The sequence below is a fragment of the Rhodococcoides kroppenstedtii genome, assembly GCF_900111805.1.
In the GTDB taxonomy this organism is placed as follows: Bacteria; Actinomycetota; Actinomycetes; order Mycobacteriales; family Mycobacteriaceae; genus Rhodococcoides; species Rhodococcoides kroppenstedtii.
Map to the genome: position 1 here is coordinate 185,679 of NZ_FOJN01000008.1, position 17,288 is coordinate 202,966.

At 71.4% G+C, this 17,288-nt stretch carries 18 protein-coding genes and 1 riboswitch; of the genes, 8 read left to right on the forward strand and 10 right to left on the reverse strand.

Translation table 11 applies throughout. From position 1 onward, the window contains the following. Positions 1-143 precede the first annotated feature (143 nt). The 3 genes from BMZ18_RS11275 to BMZ18_RS11285 form a co-directional block, all read right to left on the reverse strand. Positions 144-944 carry an anti-sigma factor gene (locus BMZ18_RS11275; protein WP_068364005.1) on the reverse strand — a complete coding sequence of 267 codons (801 nt, stop codon included), beginning with the start codon at positions 942-944 and terminating at the stop codon, positions 144-146. 155 nt (positions 945-1,099) lie between these two features. Next, a complete protein-coding gene (locus tag BMZ18_RS11280) occupies positions 1,100-2,338 on the reverse strand; it encodes a PP2C family protein-serine/threonine phosphatase (RefSeq protein ID WP_068364010.1) in 1,239 nt (412 codons plus the stop codon). Continuing rightward, positions 2,335-2,793 carry an ATP-binding protein gene (locus BMZ18_RS11285; RefSeq protein WP_068364013.1) on the reverse strand — a complete coding sequence of 153 codons (459 nt, stop codon included), beginning with the start codon at positions 2,791-2,793 and terminating at the stop codon, positions 2,335-2,337. The genes BMZ18_RS11280 and BMZ18_RS11285 overlap by 4 nt, the downstream gene beginning before the upstream one ends. Positions 2,794-2,895: 102 nt before the next feature. Between BMZ18_RS11285 and BMZ18_RS11290 the strand changes: the two genes are divergently transcribed. Continuing rightward, the gene (locus tag BMZ18_RS11290; protein ID WP_068364018.1) at positions 2,896-3,273 is read left to right on the forward strand and encodes an STAS domain-containing protein; all 378 of its coding nucleotides are present in this window, start codon (positions 2,896-2,898) and stop codon (positions 3,271-3,273) included. Positions 3,274-3,315: 42 nt separating this feature from the next. Here the strand turns inward: BMZ18_RS11290 and BMZ18_RS11295 are convergent, their stop codons facing one another. From BMZ18_RS11295 to BMZ18_RS11320, 6 genes are all read right to left on the reverse strand, one after another. Then, complete coding sequence (locus BMZ18_RS11295) at positions 3,316-4,188, reverse strand: ABC transporter (RefSeq protein WP_068364025.1); 873 nt, start codon at positions 4,186-4,188, stop codon at positions 3,316-3,318. Between the two features lie 55 nt (positions 4,189-4,243). Next, complete coding sequence (locus tag BMZ18_RS11300) at positions 4,244-4,558, reverse strand: DMT family transporter (protein WP_068364030.1); 315 nt, start codon at positions 4,556-4,558, stop codon at positions 4,244-4,246. A 9-nt stretch (positions 4,559-4,567) separates the two neighbouring features. Further along, positions 4,568-4,632, reverse strand: a riboswitch (guanidine-III (ykkC-III) riboswitch). 23 nt (positions 4,633-4,655) lie between these two features. Continuing rightward, positions 4,656-5,261: a LysE/ArgO family amino acid transporter gene (locus BMZ18_RS11305; protein WP_068364032.1), complete on the reverse strand. Its 606-nt coding sequence runs from the start codon at positions 5,259-5,261 to the stop codon at positions 4,656-4,658. Between the two features lie 22 nt (positions 5,262-5,283). Then, positions 5,284-5,712 carry an HIT family protein gene (locus BMZ18_RS11310; RefSeq protein ID WP_068364034.1) on the reverse strand — a complete coding sequence of 143 codons (429 nt, stop codon included), beginning with the start codon at positions 5,710-5,712 and terminating at the stop codon, positions 5,284-5,286. 18 nt (positions 5,713-5,730) lie between these two features. Next, positions 5,731-6,210 carry an ArsR/SmtB family transcription factor gene (locus BMZ18_RS11315; RefSeq protein WP_068106294.1) on the reverse strand — a complete coding sequence of 160 codons (480 nt, stop codon included), beginning with the start codon at positions 6,208-6,210 and terminating at the stop codon, positions 5,731-5,733. Then, positions 6,207-7,310, reverse strand: coding sequence for a serine hydrolase (locus BMZ18_RS11320; RefSeq protein ID WP_068364036.1), 1,104 nt, complete (start codon positions 7,308-7,310; stop codon positions 6,207-6,209). The genes BMZ18_RS11315 and BMZ18_RS11320 overlap by 4 nt, the downstream gene beginning before the upstream one ends. 92 nt (positions 7,311-7,402) lie before the next feature. Here BMZ18_RS11320 and purD point away from each other — a divergent pair, with 92 nt between their 5' ends. Further along, positions 7,403-8,659: a phosphoribosylamine--glycine ligase gene (gene purD / locus BMZ18_RS11325; protein ID WP_068364039.1), complete on the forward strand. Its 1,257-nt coding sequence runs from the start codon at positions 7,403-7,405 to the stop codon at positions 8,657-8,659. A 41-nt stretch (positions 8,660-8,700) separates the two neighbouring features. Then, entirely contained in the window at positions 8,701-9,813 is a 1,113-nt protein-coding gene (locus tag BMZ18_RS11330) for a pyridoxal phosphate-dependent aminotransferase (RefSeq protein ID WP_068364054.1), read from the forward strand. 2 nt (positions 9,814-9,815) lie between these two features. Here the strand turns inward: BMZ18_RS11330 and BMZ18_RS11335 are convergent, their stop codons facing one another. After that, a complete protein-coding gene (locus BMZ18_RS11335) occupies positions 9,816-10,838 on the reverse strand; it encodes a threonine aldolase family protein (RefSeq protein WP_068364042.1) in 1,023 nt (340 codons plus the stop codon). Between the two features lie 74 nt (positions 10,839-10,912). On the opposite strand from BMZ18_RS11335, the gene BMZ18_RS11340 reads away from it, so the two are divergent. The 5 genes from BMZ18_RS11340 (at position 10,913) to BMZ18_RS11360 (ending at position 17,192) form a co-directional block, all read left to right on the forward strand. Then, entirely contained in the window at positions 10,913-11,545 is a 633-nt protein-coding gene (locus BMZ18_RS11340) for a TetR/AcrR family transcriptional regulator (protein WP_068364045.1), read from the forward strand. An 11-nt stretch (positions 11,546-11,556) separates the two neighbouring features. Then, positions 11,557-12,978, forward strand: a complete 1,422-nt coding sequence (gene purB, locus BMZ18_RS11345; protein ID WP_068364047.1) for an adenylosuccinate lyase — start codon at positions 11,557-11,559, stop codon at positions 12,976-12,978. Between the two features lie 62 nt (positions 12,979-13,040). Further along, the gene (locus BMZ18_RS11350; protein ID WP_074922182.1) at positions 13,041-14,366 is read left to right on the forward strand and encodes a UDP-glucose dehydrogenase family protein; all 1,326 of its coding nucleotides are present in this window, start codon (positions 13,041-13,043) and stop codon (positions 14,364-14,366) included. A gap of 65 nt (positions 14,367-14,431) precedes the next feature. Then, a complete protein-coding gene (locus tag BMZ18_RS11355) occupies positions 14,432-16,162 on the forward strand; it encodes a DUF4012 domain-containing protein (protein WP_082895077.1) in 1,731 nt (576 codons plus the stop codon). Between the two features lie 115 nt (positions 16,163-16,277). Beyond that, entirely contained in the window at positions 16,278-17,192 is a 915-nt protein-coding gene (locus BMZ18_RS11360; protein WP_068364052.1) for a siderophore-interacting protein, read from the forward strand. Positions 17,193-17,288: the final 96 nt, after the last annotated feature.

Here is a 17,288-nt window from a genome sequence, read left to right on the forward strand (position 1 = left end):
CCGTCAGGCATGAGGTGCAGGCGGCGTCGGCGGTTCATCATGACGACTCCTCGAGGAGCTCACACGTCACGAGGGAAGGTCTGACGTCGGGGCGGCTGCGGACTGCCGTCAGCCTACCAAGAATCGAACCTGTGTTCGAACCGTCAGGTCAGATCGACGCGCGCGATGGCCGCGGAGGTGGGGAAGGGCGAGCCGCCGGTGGGTTCGACCGTCACCGACACCGCGGACGCACCCGCGACGGGCACGGACGCGGCCTCGTCGACCGTCGTCGCGTCCATCGTCCCCGCCGAGACGGGCCCTCCGTCGATGATCCAGAGCTGATACACCGAGCCGGCGGGAGGAGCGTTCACGCCGTCCATCTGCACGATCGCCCGATCGCTGCCGGGCGTGTACTCCACCTCGAGCGTGCCGCCGCCGGTCACGGGCGCTTCCAATGCGGTCACTGCGGCCGGCCCCGACGGGTCGGTGCCGGTCTGCACCGCGATCGCGCCGCCGACGCCCACGACGACCACCGCCGCCGCGGCGGCCGCGGCCCAGCGGAGACGGCCGGACCGGTCGGCACCACCCCGGCGTCGACCGGACGGCGAGGACAGCGGCACGACAACGGAATCGGACGACCCGTCCGTCGTTATCTGGGACGACCCGTCCGGTGCCACCTGGGCGGTGTCGGCCGCCGCCCCGAGGATGCGCGTCCGCAGGTCCGGCGGGGCCGGTGTCTCGGTGCTGTACGCGGAGATCGCCATGGTCTCGCGGATGTCGCGCACGATGTCGTCGAAACGCTGCCGGGTGACGTCGTCGTCACCCAGACGCGTCATCGTCTCGAACCGCTCGGACGCGGACATGGCATCCAGCGCGCAGAGGTAAGCGAGGTCGACCAGGTCCGGATCGGGCTCACGCCGGCCGGGGGCGAAGCGTCCGTCGGTACGCGGCGCACGGTCGTTCATCTCGCACGTCCTCCCGGTCACGAGGGTCTGGTCAGGTGGAGGCGGCATTCTCGAGGCCCCGGCGTCGCGCCTACGTCTCTCCTGCTGGTCTCTCGGTATTCGGAATCCTCGGACGACCGGATGGGACCGCGAAGTGTGGTCCGGAGCGCACGCCGTCAGCGATCGGACGACGCGCCGTGCGGCATTCCGAGAGCCAACAACGCGGCGTCGTCCTGAAGACCGTCGCCGAATCCCTCGACGAGCGTCGTGACGTGGTCGACGAGGGCGGTGGCCGTGGTCGGCGCGGAGTCCTCGACGTAGGTGCGGAAGTCGCCGCCGTCGTCGTACCGACCGCCGCCGACCCGCGCCTCGGTGACCCCGTCCGAATAGAGGAGCAGGACGTCGCCGGGAGACAGGACGAGACGGTGCGACGTGAAGTGCGGCGTGGGCAGGCCCCCGACCAACTGACCGCCGAGCAGATCGTCGACGTAGCGGGCGGTGCCGTCCGCGCGGACGTGCAACGGGGGTGGGTGCCCGCCCCCCGCCAGGTCGACCACGGCACCCTCGGCGGACGGGACGACCGTGCCGTAGACGACGGTGCAGAACCGGGGGTCGTCGCCGCGGAACTCGGGGAGCAGGACGGCATTGAGGTTCTGCAGAACCGAGATCGGGTTCCGGTCGAACACCGCGGCCGCGCGCAGCGTGTAGCGGGTGAGGGACGTGACGGCGGCGGCGCCCGCGCCCTTGCCGCTCACGTCGCCGAGGAAGAACCCCCAGGCCTGCCCGTCGAGGGGAAAGACATCGTAGAAGTCGCCGCCGACCTCGTCCGGCGACGCGTGGTGGTAGTACGCCGCGGTCTCCATTCCCGGCGGGGACGCCAGGACGGGCGGCAGGAGCGACCGTTGGAGAACGGTCGCCAACGACCGGATCTGCGCACCCTCGAGGTGCTCGCTGGCGCGTGCCCGCTCGGACTCGACGAGCGCGTCGCGGGACCGGGTGAGCGCCGCTGCCGTGGCCGACCGTGCGGACAACGCCTCGGCCAGGGCCCGATCGCGGACGCGGTCCTCGCCGGAGACCGACGCCGCGATCCGCACGGTGGCGTCCGGGCCGCGATTGGCCGCGAGATCCGCGCTCACCGGACCCGACGCCGTGAGGAGGCGAACGGTGGCCGACGTGGCCGGGGTTTCGTCGTCCGCGCGGGGTGCGGCGGCGATCAGGGCGTCGAGGACGGGTCCGTCGGCGCCGTCGACGAGCGAGCCGACCGCGGCTCCGACGACCGGTCGCGTGAACAGACGACGCGCCACGGCGTTGGCGTAGACGACGGTGTGGTCGTCGGCGCGCACGACGAGGTACGCCAGTGGCGCCGTCTCCAGATGGTCCGCGAGATCGGCGCGGTCGTCGGAGAATGCCGTCACGATCCCCGTCCTCGAGGCGAGGTGTCCGACAGATTCCACGTCAGGGTCACCGTGGTGCCGTGTGGCCCGTCGTGGTCCACGGCCACCGTGTCGGCGACGGCCCGCAGCAGTCCCAGTCCGTGGCCGCGGAGGGGGCGATCGATGGGCTGCTGCCACGTGCCGGCGTCGGACACCGTGAGCGTCAACGTCGAGTCCGCGTGCGTGGCGGTCACCGAGACCGGCCCCGGCGCGGCGCCCGAGTAAGCATGCTCGACGCAGTTGGCGACGGCCTCGTACATCGCGAGCACGATGTCGTTGCCGAGGTCCCCGACCGGTCGAGAGTCCAGCCACGCGGCCATCGTGGACCGCAGGTGCCGCGCGGTCTCGGCGGTGGCGATATCGGACTGTGCCCACGACGACGATGCGACCCCGTTCGTGTTCCGGTAGTCGATCTGCTGTCCGCGAGCGCTGTCCATGAAAGTCCTGTACCCCATCGTCGGCCGTCGTCATCGGTCGGTTACGGCCGCTCGGACCGTGGGTGGTCCGCACCGCTGCGTGATCGATGTAACCTCGCCATCATGACCGACAGCCCGACGCGCGGCGTCTTCGACGTCGCCGTGACCGACGAGGACGGGGTGTCCGTCGTCGTCGTCGACGGGGAAGTCGACATGATCTCGGCGCGCCGACTGGCCGACGTCGCGTTCGAGGCCGCCTCGTCGGCGGACGGTGGACTCGTCGTCGACCTCGCCGGGGTGTCCTTCCTGTCCTCGAGCGGCATCACGGTGCTGCTGCGCACGCTCGGACATCTCCCGACCGGCGCGACCGCGGCGTTCGTCGCGCCGCACCCCGCCGCGCGCCGGCCCATCACCCTCAGCGGGCTCGACCGCGAGGCGCAGTCCTGGCCAGACCGGGCGGCCGCCGTCGAGGCGGTCCGCTCCGGCAATCCTGTGCAGTAGTCCGCGCCGGAGGCGGACAACTGCACACGATTCGGGTGTCGATCAGCGCCCGACGGCGGGACCCTTCAGCGCGCCGCGCACCTCTCCGGTCCGCGGCTCCACGGCTCCCCGCGACTTCACCCACCGGCTCGGCAGCTTGCCCACCAGTTCACCCAGCGGATTGACCGCGGCGGCCAGCACGTCGACCGTGTCCTGCAGGATCTCCACGCTCACGCTCATGCGCTCGAGGTTCGGCGCCAGGGAGCTGAGCGACTCGGCGACGGTCACCAACTGATCGAGCGGACCGTTCTTGGCGGTGAGGCGGGCGATGGCGCCGTCGTCACCGATCAAGGTCTCGAGGAGGCCGCCGTCGCGGATCGCTCGATCGACCACGCCGTCCTGACGCATGAGGGTCTCGAGCACGCCGTTCTCCTTGGTGAGGAGTTCGACGGGCCCGTCGGAGGCGGTGAGCCGCTCGAGCGGTCCGTCGGGAGCCGTCAAGCGGTCCAGTAGTCCGCCCTCGGCCAGCAGCCGATCGAGCGGACCGTCCTCGGCGAGAATGCGCACCAGCGGACCGTCCTCCGCCATGATGCGCTCGAGCGGACCGCCCGGCTCGAGCAGCCGGTCGAGAGTGCCGCCGCGACTGGTCAGTCGATCGACCGCACCGCCCGGTTCGAGCAGCCGGTCCAACGGCCCGCCGGGGCGCAGCGCGTGGCCGAGCGCGCGGTCGTCCGACGTCAGTTCGGCCAGCTGTGCCAGCAGTTGAAGCGGGCCGCCGCGCGGGTTGGCCAGCGCCACCGCGTCCAAGGATCCGGACGCGCCCGCGGCGAGAGCCATGCGGGTGGTAGCGACGGCCGATTCGGCAACGCCGACAGCGGATTCGGCGACCGCGAGGCCCACCCGCACCGGCATCGTCACGGCGGTCACCCAATTCATGCGGTCACTGTAACCGCTGGTGCACACCGTCGGGACGAGGATCGAGAGCCGAGCGTCAGTGCGCCAGCTTCAACCCGATCACGCACCCCACCAGGCCGATGATCAGCGCGATGCGCAGCAGCGACGCCGTCTCGGCACCGGTGATCATGGCGTAGGCCACCGTCAACGAGGCGCCGATGCCCACCCAGACGGCGTAGGCGGTGCCGGTGGGGATGGATCGCATGGCGACGGCCAGTCCGACCATGCTGAGGACCAGGGCCACCGCGAAGACGATCGTGGGGGTGAGGCGGGTGAATCCTGCGGATCGGCCGAGGGCGGTGGCCCAGACGGCTTCGAGGATTCCGGACACGAGCAGAACGATCCAGGCCATGACGACTCTCCTGCACCGTCTTGTCGCCTGCCGGGTACGGTGCGCTCGTCCGGGCCCGTCGTGCACGGGCTTGCATCCACGGTAGCAAGCGGAACGGTCACAGCCCGGTGATCAGGACCACCGCGATCACGACCATCACCACGCCGACGGCGAGGTCGAGGACGCGCCAGGCGCCGGGCCGGGCGAACACCGGGGTCAGGAACCGGGCGCCGACGCCGAGAGTCGAGAACCACACCAGGCTCGCGACGACGGCACCACCGGCGAACCACCAACGGCCCGAGCCGGTTTCGCGGTTGGCGACCGAGCCGAGAAACACCATCGTGTCGAGGTACACGTGCGGGTTGAGCCACGTGAGGGCCAGCGCGGTCAGCGCCACCGTGCGCCTCGACGCCACGGCGTGGTCGTCGCCGAGGACGAGCGCCGACGGGCGCAGCGCACGCCGGAACGCGAGGGCTCCGTAGGTGAGGAGGAACACCGCGCCGGCCACGGTGACGACGGTGACGAGAACGGGGAGTCGGTCGACCACGGCCCCGACGCCGGCCACACCCGCGGTGATGAGGACGGCGTCGGACACCGCGCAGATGGCGACGACGAGGGCGACGTGTCGGCGGGCGATGCCCTGGCGCAGCACGAAGGCGTTCTGCGCGCCGATGGCGACTATGAGGGAGAGCCCGATGCCGACACCGAGCGCGAAGGAGGTCATACGGCCCGCGGGCTCCCGTCGGTCAGCGCGTCGGGACGTGCTGACCGTGTCCGAGGGCCGTCAGCGCGGCCTTGATCTTCTCCTGTGCTTCGTCGAGCGACTCCGTCGTCGGCGACGGATCGGCGCCGGAGATGTCGAAGTTCCCCATGTCGTAGGCGGGGAAGACGTGCAGGTGCAGGTGCGGGACCTCGAGTCCGGCGATCAGCAACCCGGCTCGCGGTGCGTCGAACGCCGACCGCACCGCCTTGCCGACGGTCTGGGCAACGTTGGTCAGCGACCCGAACGTCACGGGATCCACGTCCTGCCACTGGTCGATCTCGGCGCGGGGGACCACCAGGGTGTGGCCCTGCGTGACGGGGGCGATGGTGAGGAACGCGACGACGTCGTCGTCCTCCCAGACGAAGCGACCGGGGATGTCGCCGGCGATGATCGACGAGAAGAGGGTTGCCATGCACGTGAGCCTAGGCGCTCAGCGCAACTCGCCCGCGATGTCGGCCGAGGCCATCATGAGCACCAGCGCAGGAACGACGGTCCGGGGCGCCAGGCGGTAGTCGCCGCGCGCCTGCTGGTCCACGATGCGGGCGCCCGTGAGCGCCTTGAGGTGGTGGTACAGCCGACCCGCCGACGTCGAGTCGAGGGACTCCTGCAGCGCCGTCGCCGACATCGGTCCCCGCAGCAGCGCCCGGACGATCGCGAAGCGCACCGGATGTCCGAGCGCCGCCAAGACCTCGACGGAGCGCTCCGGCGGCAGGCCGAGCACGCCGTCGGGGGAGTACGTCATGGACCACGAGACGTCTCCGGCCAGGTGGACCTCGCCCGAGTAGCCGACCGCGCCGCCGGTGGGCGGGTGCGGGTCGGACGCCGACACCGAGGCGTCGGGGCCGCCGGCCGCCTCGAGGGCCGCGACCCGTGCCTCGAGCGCCGCGAGCCGGTCGGCGACGTCGCTCACGCCACGCACGCCAATCGGGGCACGACGGCAGGGTCGGTGGCCGCGTCGACCAGCAGTTGCTGGTGGGCCGCGAGATTCTCCATGGCCGCACCGTAGTCCGCGGCGTCCAGACCGTGCGTCAGCCAGACCACGACGGCGGTCCGGCCGTCGTCACCGCGGAACTCGAACCCGTGGGTGAGCACGCCCGGCAGATTGCCGCCCTTGAACCCCATGGCGGTGAAGGGCTCCGGTGCGGACTGCCATTCCAGCTGACGACGGACGTCGTCGACGCCGGCGCCGAGGGAACCGTCGGCGACGGCCCGGTACACGCGGGCGAGGTCGTCCGCCGATCCTCGCGGCCCGTAGCGGTCGTAGTACGCCAGGATCGCGGCCTCGTCCGGCGGCGTGACGTTCTGGGCGTACCCGGCGCGGAAGTCGGCGTCGAACGCGAAGCGCTGGGCGAGCGACCACAGGTCGTCGCGGTCGACGGTCGGATCCAGTGCCCCGAGGTTGGTGCCGACGAGGGTGGGCGGGGTGAAGTCCGTCCACCCGGCTGCCGACGCCGCGGCGCGGAGGGCGTCGTCGCCGAGTCGGTAGCGCAGGTAGTCCGGCACGCCGTTGTCGGATTCGCGGACCATCGCCGAGACCATGTCGTCGAGACGCACGGTCGCGGCCGGGTCGAGCGGGCTCGTCCCGTCGTTCGGAATGCCGAGACGGTTCAGGGCGGCGATGTGGGCGCCGCCGTCGGTGCCCGGTGCGTACCAGCGCTGCCAGTCCAGGACGGGCACCTGCTCGTCGGGATCGAGCGTGCCGTCGGCGACGGCACGGGCGTAGGCGACCAGATGCACGACCTTGACGGCGCTGGCAAGGGGTTGATCGCGGTTGGCTCGCGCCGCCACCGAGGAGTCTCCGGTGTCGACGACGAACGCGATGTCCTCGGGGCGCTCGGCGGCCAGGCCGATCCAGCCGTCGGGGGTGTCGAACCCGGCGGCGGGGGGAGCAGGGCAGTCGTCGGCGGGAGCCGGTGACGGGGCTGCGGTGGCCGGTTCGGCCGATGCGCATCCCGTTGCGACGAGGGCGGTGACGGTGAGGGTGGACATCAGGATCATCGGGCGCCGCATCGGCTTCCTCCGTTTTTCCGTATTTCCGGACAAGCGAAGATTAGCGCGATCGGACAGCGACTGTCCAGACCACGGCCAGTACGCTGCTCGTCGTGCGCGTACTCGTCATCGGCTCCGGAGCCCGTGAACATGCCCTGATCACCGCCCTGCTCGCCGATCCCGGCGTCGACACCGTGGCGTGCGCGCCCGGCAACGCCGGCATCGCCGCCGTCGTGCCCGTGCACGCCGTCGACGTCGCGTCCGGCGCCGCCGTCGTCGAGCTCGCCCGTGAACTGGGCACCGACCTCGTCGTGATCGGACCGGAGGTTCCGCTGGTGCTCGGGGTGGCCGACGCCGTCCGCGACGCCGGCATCGCCTGCTTCGGTCCCTCCGCGGCCGCCGCCCGCATCGAGGGCTCGAAAGCCTTCGCCAAGGACGTGATGACGACGGCGGGGGTGCGGACCGCCCACAGCGAGGTCGTCGACACCCCGGCCGTACTCGACGCCGCGCTGAACCGCTTCGGGCCCACCTGGGTGGTCAAGGACGACGGACTGGCCGCCGGCAAGGGCGTCGTCGTCACCGCCGATCGCCGGGCGGCGCGCGACCATGCCGCCGAACTCCTCGAACTCGGCCACCCGGTCCTGCTCGAATCGTTCTTCTCCGGTCCCGAGGTCTCGCTCTTCTGCCTCGTCGACGGCGAGTCCGTGGTCCCGCTGCTGCCCGCGCAGGACCACAAGCGGGTGGGCGACGGCGACACCGGACCCAACACGGGCGGCATGGGCGCCTACACCCCCTTGCCGTGGCTGCCCGCGGACATGGTCACGCGCATCGTCGACGAGGTCGTCGCCCCCGTCGCGGCGGAGATGGTGCGCCGCGGCTGCCCGTTCTCCGGCCTGCTCTACGCCGGTCTGGCCGTCGATGCCGACGGCCCCGCCGTCATCGAGTTCAACTGTCGCTTCGGCGATCCCGAGACCCAGGCCGTCCTCGCGCTGCTCGACTCCCCGCTCGGGGCCGCGCTGCACGCCACCGCCACCGGCACGCTCGACGCGCTTCCGCCCCTGCAGTGGAAGGACGGCTCGGCCGTCACCGTCGTCGTCGCCGCCGAGAACTACCCCGGTCGACCGCGGACCGGCGACGTCATCACCGGGGCGGACGGTCCCGGCGTGCTGCACGCGGGCACGGCGCGTAACGACGCCGGCGCCCTGGTCTCGGCCGGCGGACGCGTCCTCAGCGTGGTCGGAGTCGGCGCCGACCTCGCGGCCGCGCGTACCGAGGCGTACGACGTGCTCTCGCGAGTGTCGTTGCCCGGCGGCCACTTCCGATCCGACATCGGACTCGCGGCGACCGAGGGCCGGATCGCGATCCCGTGACGGGCGAGTCGGTCCGGTCGCGTGTCGAACCCTTCCACGTCATGGACGTGGTCGCCGCCGCGGCGCGGCGGCAGCGCACCCGGGGTGACGTGGTGTCGTTGGCCGCGGGCCAACCGTCCACGCGCGCACCGCGTCCCGTGCTCGACGCCATGCGGCGCGCACTCGAGGAGAACACGCTCGGGTACTCCGAGACCCTCGGTCTGCGTGACCTCCGCGAGCGCATCGCGGCCTACCTCTCCCGGAACGAGGACGTCACGATCCCCGCGGACGACGTCGTCGTCACCACCGGATCGTCGGGGGCCTTCACGTTGCTCTTCCTGGCGGCGTTCGACGCCGGGGACACCGTCGTCGTCGCCCGGCCCGGATATCCCGCGTACCGGAACACGTTGGCCGCGTTGTGGTGCCGGGTGATCGAGCTGGACTGCGACGCGAGCGTGCGGTTCCAACCGACCGTGGCCATGCTCGACGCGCTCCCCGCCCCACCGGCCGGGCTGATCGTCGCGAGCCCTGCCAATCCCACCGGCACCGTGATCGACCCCGACGAGCTGGCGGCGCTCGCCCGCTGGTGCGACGAGCACGGCACCCTGCTGATCTCCGACGAGATCTACCACGGCATCACCTACGACGGCGTTCGGTGCCGGTCCGCCCGCGCGTTCTCCGACCGGGCCGTCGTGGTGGGGTCGGTGTCGAAGTACTTCTCCATGACGGGGTGGCGACTGGGCTGGGCCGTCGTGCCGCCGGACCTGCTCCGGGCGGTCGAACGGCTCGCCTCGAACATGACGGTATGCCCGCCCACAGTGTCGCAGGTGGCCGCACTCGCCGCGTTCGACGACGTGTCGATCGTCGAACTCGACGGGCACGTCGAGCGCTACGCCCGCAACCGCGAGGTGTTGCTGACCGGACTCGCGGACCTCGGCATCACGCGCACCGCACCCGCCGACGGCGCGTTCTACGTCTACGCCGACCTCGGCCACCTCACCGACGACTCCGCCGCCTGGTGCGCCGAGTTGTTGGACCGGACGGGCGTCGCGGTCGTGCCCGGGCTCGACTTCGACACCGTGGACGGTCGTCGCAGCGTGCGCCTTTCGTTCGCGGGGTCCACCGAGGACATGCACGAGGCGCTCACGCGGGTGGCGCCGCACCTGCGCCGGTAGGACTACGCCGTCGGCAGCGCAGCGCACGCGGCCAGCGCCGCGTCGATGTCCTCGGCCGAGATGCCCCGGTGGGTCACGAAGCGCACTCGGCCCGCCACCGTCACCGCACCCACGCCCGCCGCGGCGAGCGCCCGGACCGTGGCCGCGGGATCGTCCGTGGTGGCCAGGACGATATTCGTCTCCGGCTCGTCGGCGGCCCAGCCGCGCTCGCGCAGGCCGTCGGCGAGCCGCCGAGCGTGCGCGTGATCGTCGTGCAGACGGTCCCGCGAGCGCAGGGCCACCAGCCCCGCCGCCGCGAGCACACCGCCCTGGCGTACCCCGCCGCCGAGCATCTTCCGGATGCGGCGGGCTTCCGCGATCCGTACGGCGTCGGACACGAGCACCGAGCCCACCGGGGCGCCGAGGCCCTTGCTCAGACACACTTGGACGGTCGCCGCCCCGGTGGTCAGCTCCGCGGGGTCGACGCCCAGAGCCGCGGCAGCGTTCCACAGCCGAGCCCCGTCGAGGTGGACCACGAGCCCGCTCTCCGTCGCCGCGGCCGTGAGCGCGCGCCACTCGCTCACCGGGGTGACGGTGCCGCCCGCGAAGTTGTGGGTGTTCTCGAGGCACAACAGCGTGGTGCGCAGCGAGAAGTAGGGACCGGGTGCGACGTGGGCCCGGACCGACGCGGGTGTCGGCCGGCCGGGGCCGCCGTCGTGCGGCAGCATGTCCGGCATGCCCTGCGCGAGCCAGGCGGCCGAACCGAGTTCCGAGCCGAGCACGTGCGCGTGCTCCGGAGCGAGGAACTTGTCGCCGCGCTGCAGATGCATCATCAGCGCCGCGACGTTGCCCATGGTGCCGCTGGGCATCCACAGGGCGGCCGGCATCCCCAGGACCGCGGCGACCTCCTCCTCGAGCGCTGCCATGGTGGGGTCGTGGTCCAGAACGTCGTCGCCGACGTCGGCCGCGGCCATGGCGCGGCGCATCTCGTCGTCGGGGACGGTCACGGTGTCGGAGCGGAGGTCGATTCGCGGGAGGGCAGCCACCGATCAACCCTGTCACACGGTTGGGGGCCCATTTCGCCCGTGCGGACGGCGTCGCGGTGGCAGCATGTCGTCCCATGTCGAGCGTCTCCGAACCGCGGTCGACGCCCAAAGGGCGGCGTCGACGCGAAGCCTTGGTGACCGCGGCGGCGGAACTGTTGCTCACCGGCGGGTACGACGCGGTACGCCACCGCAGCGTCGCCGCGCGCGCCCGGCTGCCGCTGGCGTCGACCACCTACTACTTCGATTCGCTCGACGATCTCGTCGCGCACGCCGCGGAGGTGAACGGGCGCCGGGAGATCGAACTGATCCGCGAGCAGATGCGCGATCGCACCGCCGCCGGGGGACAGGACCCCGTGACGTTGGTGACCGACCTGCTGATCGGGCCCGTCGACGGCGACGGCGAGCGGCACGATCTGCTGGTGGCCCGGTACGAGCGGGTGCTGGCGGCGGCTCGCCACCCCCAGTTGCAGGGGCTGCACTGCCGGCTGCGCGCCGAACTCGAGGACATGGTGGCCGACGCGTTGGCGGCCGCCGGCCGCCGGTCGGACCGGGAGCACGTGCGGTTGTTGCTCGCCCTGGTCGACGGTCTGGTTCTCGGCGCGCTGGGGGAGGACGGCGTCGACCCGCGCGCGAGGATCCACGACGTTCTCCGCGGCGCCGTCGAGGGATCCGCACCGCTGGAACCCGGCGGCGTGCTCGGACCGTAAACTTCCGCCACGTGAGCCGCATCCCCAACGTCCTCGCCAACCGCTACGCCAGCCCCGAGATGGTGCGGTTGTGGTCGCCGGAGCACAAGATCGTCCTCGAGCGTCAGCTGTGGATCGCGGTGCTCCGCGCCCAGGCGACGCTGGGTGTCGACGTTCCGGCGGAGGCCGTCGCGGACTACGAGCGGGTGCTGGGGCAGGTCGATCTGGATTCCATCGCGGACCGGGAGCGCGTCACCCGACACGACGTCAAGGCGCGCATCGAGGAGTTCAACGCGCTCGCCGGACACGAGCACGTCCACAAGGGTCTGACCAGCCGGGACCTCACCGAGAACGTCGAGCAGCTGCAGATTCTGCGCTCGCTCGAGCACGTGCACGCCCACGGCGTCGCCGTGGCCGCGCGTCTCGCCGAGCACGCCGCGCAGTACAGCGACGTCGTGATGGCGGGCCGCAGTCACAACGTCGCGGCCCAGGCGACCACCCTCGGCAAGCGGTTCGCCTCGGCGGCGGACGAGATGCTCGTCGGGCTCACGCGGCTGCGCGAGCTGATCGACCGCTACCCCCTCCGCGGCATCAAGGGGCCGATGGGGACCGCTCAGGACATGCTGGACCTCCTCGGCGGCGACGCGGACAAGCTCGCCCGCCTCGAGACCGCGGTCGCCGGGCACCTCGGCTTCGCGCACGTCTTCACCAGCGTCGGTCAGGTCTACCCCCGCTCGCTCGACCACGACGTGGTCTCCGCGCTGGTACAGATCGGCGCCGCGCAGTCGTCCTTCGCTCACACCGTGCGCCTCATGGCCGGCCACGAGTTGGTCACCGAGGGTTTCCAGCCGGGCCAGGTCGGCTCGTCCGCGATGCCCCACAAGATGAACACCCGCTCGTGCGAACGGGTCAACGGTCTGCAGGTGGTCCTGCGCGGCTACGCGTCGATGGCCGCCGAGTTGGCCGGCGCGCAGTGGAACGAGGGCGACGTCTTCTGCTCCGTCGTCCGCCGCGTGGCCCTGCCCGACGCCTTCTTCGCCGTCGACGGGATGATGGAGACGTTCCTGACGGTGCTGGCGGAGTTCGGGGCCTACCCGGCCGTCATCGCCAACGAGCTCGATCGCTACCTGCCGTTCCTCGCCACCACCAAGGTCCTCATGGCCGCCGTGCGCGCGGGTGTCGGCCGCGAGACGGCCCACGAGGCCATCAAGGAACATGCCGTCGCCGTCGCGCTGGCGATGCGCGAGGAGGGTCGCGAGCCCGATCTGCTGGACCGACTCGCGAACGACGACCGCCTGCCGCTGGACCGTGCGGAACTCGACGCCGCCCTGGCCGACCGCACCGCCTTCGTCGGCGCGGCGCCCGCGCAGGTCTCGGCCGTGGTGGACGCCGTCGGTCGGCTGACCGAGGCGTACCCGGAGGCTGCTCGCTACACCCCGGCGCCGATTCTCTAGGGGCTGCCCGGGAACCGACCGCTCCGGTGGAAAGCCCGGCGCGCACCCCTTACGGTTCTCGGGTGAGTACGCGCATCGTCGTCATCGGAACCGGATATTTGGGGGCGACGCACGCCGCCTGTATGGCGGACCTGGGGCACGACGTCCTGGGAGTGGACGTCGACCCGAGCAAGCTGGCCAAACTCGAGGCGGGGGAGGTTCCCTTCTGGGAGCCCGGTCTGCCGGAGGTCCTGACCCGGAACATCGAGGCGGGACGGCTCCGCTTCACCGCCTCGTACGCCGAGGCTGCCGAGTTCGGTGACGTCTTCTTCCTCGCCGTCGGGACGCCGCAGCGCAAGGGCGAGTTCGCCGCGGACGTCACCTACGTCGACGCCGTGATCGAGAATCTCGCGCCCCTGATCACCGGTCCGGCCGTGATCTTCGGCAAGTCGACCGTGCCCGTGGGCACGGCCGCCCGGCTCGGCGCCCGCGCTCGTGAGCTCTCGCCCGCCGGCGAACAGCTCGAGGTCGCCTGGAATCCGGAATTCCTGCGGGAGGGCCATGCGGTGCAGGACACGCTGCACCCGGACCGGCTGGTGCTGGGCGTCGATCGCGACCGTCCCGGCCGCGCCGAGGACGTCGCCCGTGAGGTCTACGCGACGCTGCTGGGGGAGGGCATCCCGTTCCTGGTGACCGACCTCGCGACCGCCGAGCTGGTCAAGACCAGCGCCAACGCGTTCCTCGCGACCAAGATCTCCTTCATCAACGCCATCTCCGAGGTGTGCGAGGCCGCCGGTGCCGACGTCACCGTCCTCGCCGACGCGATCGGCCACGACGACCGCATCGGCCGCAAGTTCCTCAACGCGGGCATCGGCTTCGGCGGCGGGTGCCTGCCCAAGGACATCCGGGCGTTCATGGCCCGCGCCGGTGAACTCGGCGCCGATCAAGCGCTGACGTTCCTGCGCGAGGTCGACACCATCAACATGCGGCGGCGGACCGCAATGGTCGACGTGGTGCGCGAGCAGGTCGGCACGCTGCTCGGGGCTCGGGTGGCCGTGCTGGGCTGCGCTTTCAAACCGGATTCCGACGACGTGCGCGACTCCCCGGCGCTCAACGTCGCCGGTCAGCTGCAGCTGCAGGGTGCGGGTGTCTCCGTCTACGACCCGAAGGCGATGGACAACTCGCGCACGCTGTTCCCCACGCTCGGCTACTCGGCGTCGACGCTCGAGGCGTGCCGCGGTGCGGACGTGGTGCTCGTGCTCACCGAGTGGCGCGAGTTCCGCGACCTCGTCCCGGACGACCTGGACGGTGTCGTGCGCGAGAAGCGCATCGTCGACGGGCGCAACTGCCTCGACCCCGAAGTGTGGCGGAGCGGCGGCTGGACCTACCGCGGACTGGGGCGTCCGTGACCACTGCGGCGCACTCGAGGTCGGGCCGTTCGGCCCGCGGTCCCCGTCCTCGTCGGCGATGGTGGGTGGTCGGCATCCTCGTCGTCCTGGTGGCGCTGCTGCTCTGGTTCGCGTGGACGCTGTACTCCGCGTACAGCGGACTGACTGCGGCGCGGGACGAGGCGCAGCGGGCGAAAACGGCGATCCTGCAGGGGGATCCGGACGAGGGCCGAGCCGCGGCCGATGCCGCCGTCGAGTCGTCGACGACGGCGGCCGACGCCACGACGTCGCCGATCTGGCGCGTCGTCGCAGCCGTGCCGGGGCTCGGTGAGCCGTTGACGGTGGTCGGTTCGCTCGCCGACTCCGTCCGGTCGCTGACCGCGTACGTGCTGCGTCCGGCAAGCGAGGTCGGGTCCGCCCTGAACCCGACGGAACTGCGGGCCGACGACGGCACCATCGACCTGGCGGCTCTCCGCACGGCCGCACCGGCGCTCGAGTCCATCGCCGCGGCGACGGTCCGGGTGAACGCGGATCTGGAGCAGACGCCCACCGACATCTGGATTCCGCAGGTCTCCGACGCCGGGGTGCAGCTGAAGGATCAGGTGGCCGATCTCGCGGGTCTGGTCACCAACACCTCGCTCGCTGCGCAGGTGCTGCCGACGATGCTGGGGGAGGACGGCCCGAAGAACTACTTCTTCGCCTTCCAGACCAACGCCGAGTCGCGCGGCACGGGCGGGCTCATGGGCGGCTTCGCCGTGGTGACGGCGGACCGCGGCAAGATCTCGCTCGACGAGCTGGCACCGAACACCGAATTGCGCGGCCGCTACCAGCCGATCGACCTCGGCCCCGATTTCCAGCGCGCGTACGGAAATCAGTACGACGCGACCACCAACTGGCAGAACGCCAATCTGAGCCCGCACTTCCCCTACACCGGGCGAATCCTGCAGTCCATCTGGCAACAGGAATCCGGCCAGGTCGTGGACGGTGTGGTGGCGACCGACCCGGTGGCACTGAGCTACATCCTGAGCGTGGTCGGTCCGGTGACGTTGGCCGACGGAGAACAGATCACCGGCGACAACGTGGTGAACAAGACGCAGTCCGAGGCCTACTTCCGGTTCCAGGACGACAACGCCGCGCGCAAGGAGTACCTGCAGCAGATCGCGGCACGGGTCTTCGCGAAGCTCGACGGGTCGGTGTCGAACCCCCAGGCGTTGCTCGACGCGATCGGCCGGGGGGTCGGCGAGGGGCACACCGCGGTGTGGAGCGCCGACGAGCAGGTCCAGCAGGTGCTGTCGGGCACGAAGATCGCCCACGAGGTGCCGGACGATCCGGCCCCGTACGCCTCGGTGGTCGTCAACAACGGCGCCGGCGGCAAGCTCGACTACTACTTGAAGCGCGACGTGACCTACACCGCCGAAGGGTGTGCGGGCGACCGTCGTCGGACCCGGGTGACGGCGACCGTGACCAACACGGCGCCGGCGCAGGACTATCCCGTGTACATCGCAGGTCGTCAGAACGAGACGACGGCGTACGAGGGTCCGCCCGGAACCAACAGGTCGGTGGTGACGATCTACACGACCACCGGGTCCGCCCTGGCGCGGGCGACCATCGACGGTCGTCCGGTGGTGATGTTGACCGGCGCCGAGCGCAACCATCCCGCGTTCTACACCCCGCTCGTGGTCGAGCCCGGGCAGACGCGTGAGGTGGTGCTCGAGCTCCTGGAACCGACGGCGCCGGGGGCGGCTCGCGTGCCGATGCAGCCGCAGACCCTCGACGGCACCGCGACCGTGGACGTCCCGGACTGTTCGGAGAACTGACGCGCGGGTAGTCCTCCCGTGAGGGCGCCCCATTGCACGACCCGTCTTGCGATGGTTAGGCTTACCTTGCAGCCGGGTATCCGGTAGCGGAGGCCCAGCAGACGGGGGAGGTGCGATGTCCACAGCGTTGGAGCTCGACGCGATCACCGAGACGGAACCGGGGTGCTATCCGGCGATCGTCCAGTACGTCGAGCAACTGTCGCCCTCCATGATCCGCGTCGTGTTCGGTGGCCCGGACCTCGAGCACTACGTCGGCCTGTCCGCTCCGGACGAGTGCGTCACCGTCCACTTTCCGCCCACCGTCGACGACGTCCTGCCGAGGATGACCGAGGTGGGCGGCGTGTGGGGTTATCACGACCTCGCGGTGCGTCCGGAGTGCCGCAACTACACGGTGCGGTCGCGGACCGCCACCACGATGACCGTCGATTTCGTTCTGCACGAGGTGGGTGTAGCCGCCGACTGGGCGCGCGCCGCCCGGCCCGGTCATCAGGTGGTGCTGTCCCGTCCGCGGTCCTGGTATTGCGTTCCCGCGGACGTCGACTGGCAGCTCCTCGTTGCCGACCAGACCGGTCTGCCGGCCGTCGGTCGCGCACTCGAGCAGCTCGCTCCCGGCGCTCGTGCTCACGTCGTCCTGGAGATTCTCGACGAGGCCGACCGTCAGGACTTCGTCACCCGCGGCGATGTGACCGTCGAGTGGATCGTCGGCGCCGGCAACGGCGCGACGCCCACCGCGCTCGTGGACGCCGTGTCGTCGTTCGAGCGTCCCGACGGCGTCGGCTACCTGTGGTTCGCCGGTGAGGCCGGCGCGTCGCGTGCGGTGCGCGCGATCGCCCGGAAGCAGTGGGGATTCGACACCAGGCACTGCTCGTCCATCGGCTACTGGCGTGAGCGCGCCGAGGAGTGGCTGGCCAAGTACAAGCGGTACGAGCGCATGGCACTCGCCGGTTACAACCGCGCGCTGCGCGAGGGGCGGAGCGAGGCGCAGGCGCAGGAGGAGTTCGAAGCACTCCTCGAGCGCGTCGGTCTCTAGTTGTAGTGACCTGACACGTTGTTCTCAGGCGGTCAGTCGGGTGATGGGTGGGTGTCCGCCGAGGGCGGAGTGGCCTCGTCGAGTGTTGTAGCGGAC